The organism is Candidatus Methanodesulfokora washburnensis (assembly GCF_003947435.1).
Taxonomy (GTDB): Archaea; Korarchaeota; Korarchaeia; order Korarchaeales; family Korarchaeaceae; genus Methanodesulfokora; species Methanodesulfokora washburnensis.
The window spans coordinates 1-10,732 of record NZ_RCOS01000024.1 but is presented as its reverse complement, the minus strand read 5'-3'; the positions used below and the strand labels follow the sequence as shown (position 1 = coordinate 10,732).

Sequence of the window (10,732 nt, the reverse complement as noted above, 5' to 3'; positions counted from 1 at the left end):
GGACAAAGGTGGGAAATGGAACTGTAGAGAAGGTTGACATTCTCCCTAAAACCACTTCATGCGACAGCGGACTCCTTGATCTGTACTACTCTGAGCTCGGAAAAGCAGTTGTGAGCTTTCTTCTTCAGGGAAAGGTTGATGTAAACGTTAACGGAACCATGAAGGTTAATGTTCTATTCTTCCCCGTTGAGGTTAAGTTCTCCGAGACTAGGACGATAAAGCCCTAGCACAATTGCTGCTGTAGAGGATCTCTCTAACTAAATTCATTGAAAGTATTCTTACTGGATTGTTGAACTTAACTAAGTGAAGTGTATCTTTCCAGCTTGCTTTATTTTGGAAGCTAATTCAAATAATGATAAGTAGAGTAGAACTAAGAAAGGAGAGTACAGCGTGAAGGGAACTCATATTTTATAAGTTCTTAGTCTTCTCTTAATAAGAATTAACTTCGAAACTGCAAAGATATAAAGAAAATAGCTTTATTTTCATAAGAAAAACTTATTTATATTTTCTTGCCTAATTCTAGGATGATGAGAGTCAAACCCAAGTTAAGAGAGGATCATATGCAGGATGCTCTCTATATTTTTGATGAAGAGACCGGTTATATATTCGAACTTAACAGCACGGCTGCACTTATCTGGGATATGATAAAGGAAGGGCTGAGTGAGGAGGAAATCTTTAAAAAATTGAGGGAGATATTCGGAGAGGATGACTCTAAGATAATGTCTGATCTAGACAATTTCATTAGAAAGTTGTTAGAGTATCATCTTATTACTAAGGAGTGAGGGCAATGACAAGAATCGGAATTACATCGTTAAACTCAATACTAGGAGCTCCTGGTTTGGCTGTTGCTAAGTGCTTGAAGATGGCGGATGAAAATTTGGATCTCATAGGCTTGGATTATACTCCCTCCTCTCCAGGAGTCTTTGATCCTATCTTCAGTAAAGTGAGGGCGTTGCCCCCTTCTTTAACTTATGAATACATAAGAGCCCTCAAGTTGATTGCAGAAGAGGAGAACCTAGATGTGCTGATACCAAATACTGATCCAGAGGTAGTCGTGATATCGAGATATTTGGAGGAGTTGAGAGACTCAGTGAAGTTACTCATTCCATCATATAGTGTCGTCGAGAAAGTGAAGGACAAAGTATCAGCTGAAAGATATATGAGGGAAAAGAAGATTAAGACACCCAAAAGCTATATTGTAGATCTTAAATCCCAGAAACTAGACATCGATTTAGGGTATCCTGTTCTAGTTAAATCGGAGGAAGGGGTCTTCTCCTGTATCAACAAAGAGGAGCTCAGAATATGTCTGAAGAGGTTAAGGATCTTTGGCTTTAAGAATGCTCTAGTGCAGGAATACGTTGAAGGCGATGAATATAGCATTGCATCGGTTGCGATAGATGGGGAAATAAGAGGATGGGTGATGCAGAAGAAGCTTGCACTCTCGGATTTTGGAAGTACATTAATGGGGGTCACTGTAAATAATGAAAGAGTACTAAGGATAGCGGAGGATGTTATAAGAGGGTTAAGATGGACTGGTCCTTTGGAAATCGAGTTTAGATCCGCAGGAGAGGAGCTTTTTCTGACGGATTTTAATCTTAGATTTCCGGCGTGGATATATCTCTCCCCTTTTGCTGGAGTAAACCTGCCTTACTTGCTCCTCAGGCTTATTTACGACAATTCTGTGAAAGCAGCAATGCAAAAAGTTGGAGTAATAATTTTAAGAACCATAGAGGATAAGATAATAGACTTTCGCAAACTAGGTGAGCTAATTATGGAGTTCAGTAGTCCAAAGCTATTCCTTTCCCATAAAAAGAAGTCATCTTCCTGATATCTGTTTTAAACCGGGTTATTCAACGAAAGCTCTTCTTACCTCCTCGTACTCGTTATTCTCCCTTAATATAAAGATCTTAGGTCTAGGCCTCATAGGATGAGATGAAATGTTAATAGAGTAAGCACCAGCATCTTTCACCAGCAAAATGTCCCCTTCTTTGAGATCAGAGGGAAGATATGCCCCAACCCTAATTACATCTGCTGAGACACAGCTGCTTCCATATACGTCCGTTTCAACTAATAATTCCTCTTTTCCCGAGCTAATACACTCCACTTCATGAGAAAGGAATGCTGAGGAAAGAATATCAAAGTAAGATGCATCTACAATGGCGATTTTTCCTATATTTCTTGGCCTCTTTATGGAGATAACTTTTGTTGCAAGGACAGCACAAGGACCTATAAGCGTTCTTCCAGGCTCTAAAAAGATCTCTTTATCCTCGTTTAATCCAGAAGATATCGCTAATGAATATTCATTTAAAGCTGGTATTCTATCTCTCGAAAAATACTCAGGAGTAGACTCAAGAGCAAATCCTCCACCTAAGTTTATAGTGAGCTCAATGTTATGTTCTTTCTCTATCTTTTTAGCTAAGTTAGACATTTTTTCAGATAGCTCTTTATAGAGTTCTAGTTTCGTTATTTGTGTTCCTATATGTGCATGAATTTGATATAAGTTAGCTCCCATCTCGATTACCTTTTTTGCAAACTTCAATATTAGCTCCTCGTCCATCCCAAAATGAGGGGCTATCGGATAGCTAACTGAAGGTCTAACTCTCAAACCAATATTTGCCCCTTTAATTGCATTTTTTGAGAGAATCCTATTTATATAGTCAAGCTCTTCTTTTGAATCTACATTTATCACAAGTATATTTTTTATTAGAGCTTTTTCTACATGTTCTCTCTTTTTATAAGGTCCGTTAAAAATTATTTTCGATGCAGGTACACTAATCTCCTCGGCAATTCCGAACTCATCCCCTACAACCTCAGAGAGGAAGCCCATTTCATTAAATATCCTACAGATCTTTGGAGCGTTACAGGCTTTATAGGAGTAGGCTAGATGCAAATTTTTTAGCGAGTACTCCAGCTCCTCTCTAACTTTAACTCCCCTTCTTCTGATAAGTCTCTCAAAGAAAACATAAACTGGGGAACCATATTCCTCAAGAATCTCCTCTACTTTTGATCTTTCGATTTCAGTTAGACCTTCCAGTATTGATCACCTCCTCTACCTCTTTTTCCACCCACTTCCTATTCTCTTCCCACCATCTTTTACCGAGAATCTGCTCAGATATATATTTGTAACCAAAGATTATCCTGTCTAAGAGATCTCCTTTGTCTTCCTCCATTCTCCTTCTCCACTCTTCTTTACAATCGCACTCGTGATCCCAAGCCTCCTTGAGAAAGTTTTCATCTCTGGTATATTGAAACATTTTTATCTTGGACATAATGTAATTTGTGCATTTTGAACAGTTTTCGGCTGTTTTAAGGAGAGTTTCGTTGCTTAAAAATCCGGCTAGAACAACTCTTTTCCTATAGCTAGAATCCAGCCTTCTTAGGACCTCAAGCAAGCTCCAAAGCATCGGCAACTTGTAAAGGCCTCTCTCCCAGAGCCAATAATTTAATGTAAACTTTCTTAGATTCGATGTCATAAGGATAGCATAGGTTCCACCATTGTCAATGACCCACCTTATTGATGAAATAGCATCTTCTACGGCTTCCCTTTCCGTGAGAAAAGCAGGTTTCAGAAGGACATGAGCATTAGAAAGAAAACCTATTTTTTTTGATAGTTCAAAAAAGTTCAAATAGAGCTCCTGTCTTGTCCCCTTGTTAACAATCAATTCCCTCACTATGGAATTACTGCTTTCTAGTCCTACTCCTATTGCAAGTTCTATGTCATTTAATATCTCCATAGAAATCTTGATATCCTCTTCTCTAACATGATCTACTCTTGCTTCCGTCTCAAAGCTCTTTACATACCCTGAATTTCTTACAAGAGAAAGGATATTATTCCTCGCAACCAGAGGTACTTCATTGGGATCAAAAAATGATCCCATAGGGGCTATCTGAAGGTAAGGCCTTCCTCTACAGACCTTTAGACCGAAAGAAGCTTGGGCTATCAAGAAGTATGGGGACACATAGGAACCCTGTCCACCGAAATTACACATAGTACAACCTCCTGACAAGAACCAACTGCATCCTCTTGTCTCTAAACCTATTAATGGCATATCATACGGCTCTCCACCATAGTTTCTTGGTAAATAGTATATTGCTGGAGGCCAAGGATTTGTTTGTGGAGGATTAAAAGCACCCTTCCTTAGTTCTCTCATTATCATACTAAGAAATTTCATATCGATCACTCACAACTGGAGGAAAAGAACTTTATTATTGCAGATAAGGGCTTTCTTAGCTCTCATATCATATGCTGCTATGTTGAAGGATTTCTCCGAATTGAAGACCTCTCTATCTTTCATGGTCTCAATTATAGAGTTAATATCTACATTATTGAGTTTTTTCAGCTTTTCTTCTAGAAGAATTGCTCTTCTTAGCTTACTTGAGATAGGTTTACTCCAGAAAAAGTTTCCTAAAACTAGAAATTTATCAACCTCCTTTAAAAGTATTCTGCTTGGTGGATGAGTCTCTATTAAAACTATTTTCCTCTGATCCCCTATTAGGAAATTCCACTCCATCATATGAGGTCCTTTTCTCATAAGTTCAATGGCCTCATTAGCATCTTTACATCTATCCAGAATTATTCTATTCATAAGGAAGGGGGATAATCCCAGCCCCTTTATTTTGTTAGAAACTTTCGTAGTTACTATAGCTAAGCCCTTTTCGTTTATGCCATCGGTTGGGTAAAGATAACAATCCGATCCGATTATCGACCGATATGATTTATCAGGCCCTAGCTTATAGTAAGTTCTGACTTTTATTATTAACTCCTTATTTATGAGGGGGGGCTCATAGTTTAAGACTAGTAAAGTTCTTCCTTTATTAACCAAGCCAACTGCCTGACAGGCAGTAGAATATGAGGAACAACCGCAAAAAACAATATTTGACAGAACTATTTCATAAGCTATTCCGGTAGAAATAGAGATTCCCTCTATTTCGTCCAAGAGTAAGGGGTGTACATTTTTGATAAACTTTTCTATTTTCTTAGCTAATCTGACAGTTTCATTGGATGGATGTCTAAAAATAGGTAAATTATTTTCCCTACAGAACTTCTTATGGATCTCTCCGAATCTCTCTCCTATTCTTTTGTGACTTCCATCTAAAGCAATTACTTCGATCATTAAACTACACCCTCTTTTAAGCTCTTGCCACTTTTTCTACGCATATCAATAAATTTTTCCTCAGGTCTTAAACTGAAAAATACAGAATATTTCCTAATTAGAGGAGGCGAATATGTCTTCTTTCTCTCCATTGCATCACCCTAGAAGCTTAAAATCAGGATCACCGTAAAGAATATAGCTAACTTTCTCTGGAATACAGTTGTAGATCTTTGTAGTTTCTCTTACTGCAGCTACTAGGGATCTTCCTACAGTCTCCCTTTTCTCTAAGAGGCTTTTATAGAATACCTCCGCAAATTTCATGGCAAGATCATCTTGCACTGCATACCATGTCCCGATATATGCAGCAACACCGATTTTCAAAGCGAATTCAGCAGGATTGGTAATATATTCCTTTCCCTTGACCAAACTCGGAGGACTAGCGGAATCGCATGCATTAACAAACATAATGAATGGTGGGTTCCCCTTAAGATCATCAAATAAGTCGACCACGGAATAAAATCTCTCACTAGAGTTTTCTCCTTCTAGATATATCCCGAGAATCCCAGAAGATTCTCTTTCCTTATGATATAACATATGACCAGCATAATGAATGATATCCCACTCTTTTCTTATTTTATCTCTTAATTCATCTCCCTTATATGCTTTTTCTATGTGAACATAGAATCCCCTGACTTTTATCTTCCTTAAAATAGTCTCTACTTCCTTTATCTCTTTTTCTAGACCAGGAGCCTTACAGTAGGGACATTCTTCTCCTAAGTCCTCCTTTTCTACTTCTTCCTTTCCCTTTATGAGAAGGATTCTAATTAAATCATCTTGTTTTCTTCTGTATCGTCCTAAAGAAATACCTGAGAAGATTCTTCCGATGGGGAGAAATTCTCCAAGAGCTTTACCTCTTTGATCTTGGAGTTTATTACCATCATATCTTATAAATTCCCATGGTATTATATTAGATTTAAAGTCTCTTTCTTTGAAATATAATATTAGTGAGGTTTTTGATTCCGATAATTTTTTATTAGATACTATACTCTCAATAAACTCCCTTAAGCGTATTTCCTGAGGGCTGAGCCTGAATTTTGAAGTACTTGCAAAGAACTGAGATAATTCTTTTTTCCCTCCCAACTCTCCTCTACCACTTCTCAAAGCACGTGCTATTTCTATATTTTCTTCCTCATACTTTGATAACTCATTTAGAAATTGATCAAAGGATGGAGGTGGCGAGAATCTGATTGTAGTATCGTAATTAGCTCTTAAGGTTCCATCCTGTCTAAACTCAAAAACGGTTGTGTTGATATCTTCTCCCTCCTCAGAAAAGATTCCAATAACTACCTTGCTTTTCTCTTCTGGAACTTCAAAGTACTTCTCAGGGTTTCCTAGGAAAATACTCTCTATTGCTTGGAAATTATCATAGTATTTCTTAAGGAGGAGATAAGCAAGATAACTGATATCAAGTGCATCCTTGTCTTCTAGACCTGCTGCTCCGAACATTCTAAATTTTCTCTTCTTCCTTTCACCATATGTCTTAGTCATTGATCTTGCCACGATCCCCAACAGTAGATATAAGCTATAGATATCATCACGATCCTCGAGTGTGAAATATGCCACTTTAAGGCAGTCCTCATACATCTTTATTAAAAGTCTTGCTAGAAAGGGGCAGAGCAGAAACTTTTCCATCCGTCCATAAGGATATACTAGGAATACTTCACTAAACTGTAATTTGTTTTCTCCTCTTTCTGTCTGTAATTTCACTCTAACCTTATCTAGTAATCTATGCATTAACATTTTAATTAAACTTTCTAATTTATCACTGAGTTGTTGACTAAGATCTTCTGATTCTAAAAGTTGTAGCCCCTTAACAGCTTCCTTCACAAATTCCTCCTTCAGAATACCGTCGAGGGTATCTAATAAGCTCTTTCCGTGGATTATCATCCATATAATGTGAGCTAGATAGAGAATACCTTCCTTTGTATTTATATTAAATGTATCCTTAGTAATTTTAAGAGCATTTTCTCTAGATGCATCTGATAGGATTTCTGATAATTCCTTATCAAAGAATAGTGTTATATAAGAACGATCTATGTTATTGGTAAATATTTCATCTATAATTTTTAAAATTCCATTTAACATTCTTCCAATATTTTTTAATATGTTTGAACTTCTTGCAATATCTTTAAATATATCTTGTTTTTCAGTATTATAGAAATAACTACTAAGGTAGTAAAAAACTCCAGATGTAGTTACCATGTCGTAGGTGATCCTAATCTTAGGATCGAGGAAATAGAAGTAGGGGTAGAATCCCAAGTCCTTCCCTTGGACATCATTGAGATACTGAATAATACTGTCTATTATCTTATCGATTCTTTTTATTAGATTCTCATCTTTTACTATCTGCTTTAATAAAATTAAGGCCTCAAGCATTCCCGCATTAAATAGTGGATTACTGGCTTCTTTGATTTTTTCTTCACGTATATTGAATCCCCTCATTGCGTCACTGAACTCACTTGGATCAATTGCACAAATCCACTTTCTTTCTTTTATTCTTTTTTCTAGCTCATTAACTAAATATTTACTCAGCTCGTGCAATATTTCCTCATTGCTTTTCCTTTCTTCCTCTTCATAGCAGTCGAATACAAGGCTTATTAGCGATGCTGCATCCGTAAGGGTCTCATCGGAAGGATTATCTTTAATTCTATTTGTAATAGTACTTAATTCTTCGTCAAATGCTTTCTTCAGATCCTTAGTTGTTTCTTCCAGTTCTTTATAAAAATCCTCTATATCTTCCCTTGCTCGTCTGATTCTCCATCCCCCCTACTTTTGAGGGGGGGGGAATATAAAAACATTATGTTTAAGTAAAGGGTTTGCTTACGTTGCTGTACTCTAACTAAAAAATATGGTGGTCTTGATGAACCCTTTGTGCACGCAACTTTGGGTAAATTTGCCATTCGCACAGATTTTAGCTTTTTATGAGATCTAATATTGTATTCTGAAATTCCCCTTTAAATAGAGTGAGAAAGCGAAAAATAAGGATCCCCAACATATTAGTCAGTGAAGAGGAAGGCATAAATAACCTTTTCTAGATTCAGCAATGTGTCTTTTTAGGGGAAGTATAATGGACTGGGCCAAGGCTTTCAGGACAGAGAGTTTATATAATGAACCTTTTTAACTCTCCCCTTTAAGTATGGCGTTCATCTCAGAAGTTTTTCCATATTTAATCAATTCTTTTATCTTTTCATAGATTTCCTTCTCGTCTCCAAAAAATCTTCCTCCCTTTTCCTTAATCTTCAATTTCCTAAGGAAAAACAAAATCTCTCCTGCTAAATCGTCTATATCTTTATCATTGTAGCTTTTGTGTGGTATGGACGCTAGGACAGAACCTACTCTCCTTTTATACCCCTCCTTGTAGAGGAATATATCTAAGCTGATTTTTTTAATAGGTAAAAACTTTCTTAAAGAACTTTTTTTGTATGCTTTCAGTATGATATGCCATTCTCCACCAGATAAATTAGCAGAAATGAAATCTAGCTTCCAATAAGGATTGACTTTAGCTTGGAATTTCTTAGAGATGCTCTTTATTTCAGAATTTCTTTGTATAATTGGAAGAATGTCTTCATCTACGGGAGGTCGGCTTTCACGTAAATAGATGAAGATAGTCAATATGGCAATTACTGTTATAATAAATGATATTAATATATGAAATAAAGGCGGATTCATTTCAATATATGAAAAAAACTGAAATATTCCAAAAATAGCTAAAAGTATAGTAACAGAAGTTAATTTTTTTCCTGTTTCTTCGGATATTCTCTCTGTAACTTCCATTCTTCTGAGTATTTCTGCGGATCTTTCCTCTTCCATCTGATTTATCGCAAATCCTATTGATACTTGTAAAAATTCAATTTTCTTTCTAATAAGATCTTCATTCTCTTTCAAAAATTTTCTGTATATCTTTTTAAATAAGATCCAGCAGTCCTCTGTACAGAAGTATTCTCTCATCCTAGCTTCATTTAATTTATCTATATACTTCATTACTTTAATCAATTTATTCCAGTAAAATAGAGAAGGTTTTCCATGATTTCCACTTTTAATATATTCAATAAGCTTGTCCAGTTCATTATTTACATAATATAATATAACTAAATGTCTGTATATTATTAAGGATGCTGATATAAAGATGCCTAGATCTTTCATTCTCCTCTCATCTCTCACAACACCGACTATCATGTTATTAACTGCAAGTGTGGAAAACTTAATATCCCAGAAATCTTCAAATTCTGGAACCCTTCCACCAGTAAATTCAGAAACCACATCTTTAAGGACTTCTAAGGATTGTTTATCCGAAATTACCAATAATAGCATAGATACTTTTTCATCCCCCTCCTTTAGACCAAGCTTCTCGAACCATTCACCTTCTATTTTATTAATCTTATCGGCAATATCTTCAGTGCTTACCGAAGATTCTACTTTTACTATAGCGATAACAGGAGAATTCTTCTCTTTTTCGCTTCTTGAGTTGAACAATATTGTATAACCCTTATTGAATTCGGAAAGTTTTACCTCCTCAACAACAGGATCGTGTTTCCACCCGCATTTTTTAATATTTAAGTTACACTCTAATTCTGTTAAGTCTATTATATCGGAAGAAGGGATTATTTTATCTCCTATTTGTGTGCAATTTCTTCTGGGGAAGATCCAGATAATCCACAAGTTTATTCACCTCTATCTCCTCGCCAAAATCCTCAGCTTCTCGATACATATCTTCATTCTACTTTTATCTTTAACATATTCTCTAATCAAATCCTTCAGAAGAAAATACCATGATGGAAGTGGTGGCGGTATTGCACGGTAATACAGACTGCCCGACCTGTGATTTCTGCTATACTCAACTTTTCCCATTTCCTTTACCGACTTCTTTATTCTTTCGTACTCATCATCCATTAAAAGCCTCATCTCATGGAGTCTGTCAATAACCTCAATCATTTTACCTTCATCCTCTAAGACCACATGAAAAAATCAAGAAGTTACATATAAACTTTTCTTCTAACTAATTAATTATTAGCATAAGAACTGGAAAAACCTCTTGAAGAATGCAGAGGGATCTGCTGAAAACATCTGGAGCTCTCCATCTCCTACGACCTACTCCTACGAGGGCAGGATGTATATAGAACACTTAGGCAATTACTGAAGCAATTACAAAGGGTCTGACGAGAATAAAGATGGAATAGGAGATATATCTTATCGCATAGGCAGCGAAAAGGATAGCTATGACAACTATCCGCTAGTTAAGACAACAGATAACTATATTCTGTCAGCTGAAGGCTTTTAAAGGCTTAAGATCTACCCTCTGAAATTCCTGCATCTCTCACTGATATCGTGAAAACTTTATATTTCTTCCTTTCAAAGGTAAAATGTGGACAAAGATGTAACAGTTAGGTTTCTCCGCAGTATTCCGGAACTAACAAAGCTAGGTTTCTCCTTAGCAGCTATTCTTATCGCAGGACCATACATATCGGCTGTGGGAGAACTTGGATCTGCTGTCTTCGACTGGATCAGGGAGAAGATAGGAGACAGGGCTGCTAAAAAGCTGGAGGAGAAGCTGGGTCTGGAAGGTCAGGTTGATGAGATAG

At 36.5% G+C, this 10,732-nt stretch carries 11 protein-coding genes; 4 read left to right on the top strand and 7 right to left on the bottom strand.

Annotated features, from left to right (window positions below):
- The 3 genes from D6D85_RS15975 to D6D85_RS01445 all read left to right on the top strand — a co-directional run.
- Nucleotides 1-227, top strand: a 227-nt coding sequence (locus D6D85_RS15975; RefSeq protein WP_161969621.1) for a hypothetical protein, incomplete at its 5' end; no start/stop codon positions are given.
- A 300-nt stretch (nucleotides 228-527) separates the two neighbouring features.
- Nucleotides 528-782, top strand: coding sequence for a PqqD family protein (locus tag D6D85_RS01450; RefSeq protein ID WP_161969620.1), 255 nt, complete (start codon nucleotides 528-530; stop codon nucleotides 780-782).
- A gap of 5 nt (nucleotides 783-787) precedes the next feature.
- Nucleotides 788-1,828: an ATP-grasp domain-containing protein gene (locus D6D85_RS01445; RefSeq protein ID WP_125670303.1), complete on the top strand. Its 1,041-nt coding sequence runs from the start codon at nucleotides 788-790 to the stop codon at nucleotides 1,826-1,828.
- Nucleotides 1,829-1,846: 18 nt separating this feature from the next.
- Here the strand turns inward: D6D85_RS01445 and D6D85_RS01440 are convergent, their stop codons facing one another.
- The 7 genes from D6D85_RS01440 to D6D85_RS01415 form a co-directional block, all read right to left on the bottom strand.
- A complete protein-coding gene (locus tag D6D85_RS01440; RefSeq protein ID WP_272914403.1) occupies nucleotides 1,847-2,944 on the bottom strand; it encodes a hypothetical protein in 1,098 nt (365 codons plus the stop codon).
- 73 nt (nucleotides 2,945-3,017) lie between these two features.
- Nucleotides 3,018-4,172 (bottom strand): hypothetical protein, encoded by a 1,155-nt coding sequence (locus D6D85_RS01435; RefSeq protein WP_153183996.1) that lies wholly within the window; start codon nucleotides 4,170-4,172, stop codon nucleotides 3,018-3,020.
- A 9-nt stretch (nucleotides 4,173-4,181) separates the two neighbouring features.
- Nucleotides 4,182-5,114, bottom strand: coding sequence for a C45 family peptidase (locus D6D85_RS01430; protein ID WP_125670300.1), 933 nt, complete (start codon nucleotides 5,112-5,114; stop codon nucleotides 4,182-4,184).
- Nucleotides 5,114-5,245, bottom strand: a complete 132-nt coding sequence (locus D6D85_RS16935) for a hypothetical protein (protein WP_272914402.1) — start codon at nucleotides 5,243-5,245, stop codon at nucleotides 5,114-5,116. Before D6D85_RS16935 ends, D6D85_RS01430 begins: the two co-directional genes overlap by 1 nt.
- A 4-nt stretch (nucleotides 5,246-5,249) precedes the next feature.
- Nucleotides 5,250-7,694, bottom strand: coding sequence for a CHAT domain-containing protein (locus D6D85_RS01425; protein ID WP_125670299.1), 2,445 nt, complete (start codon nucleotides 7,692-7,694; stop codon nucleotides 5,250-5,252).
- A 576-nt stretch (nucleotides 7,695-8,270) separates the two neighbouring features.
- Entirely contained in the window at nucleotides 8,271-9,812 is a 1,542-nt protein-coding gene (locus D6D85_RS01420; protein WP_125670298.1) for a hypothetical protein, read from the bottom strand.
- Nucleotides 9,813-9,824: 12 nt separating this feature from the next.
- Nucleotides 9,825-10,109 carry a hypothetical protein gene (locus D6D85_RS01415; protein ID WP_125670297.1) on the bottom strand — a complete coding sequence of 95 codons (285 nt, stop codon included), beginning with the start codon at nucleotides 10,107-10,109 and terminating at the stop codon, nucleotides 9,825-9,827.
- A 406-nt stretch (nucleotides 10,110-10,515) separates the two neighbouring features.
- On the opposite strand from D6D85_RS01415, the gene D6D85_RS01405 reads away from it, so the two are divergent.
- The coding region (locus tag D6D85_RS01405) for a hypothetical protein (RefSeq protein ID WP_133308281.1) at nucleotides 10,516-10,732 on the top strand (217 nt) is incomplete at its 3' end.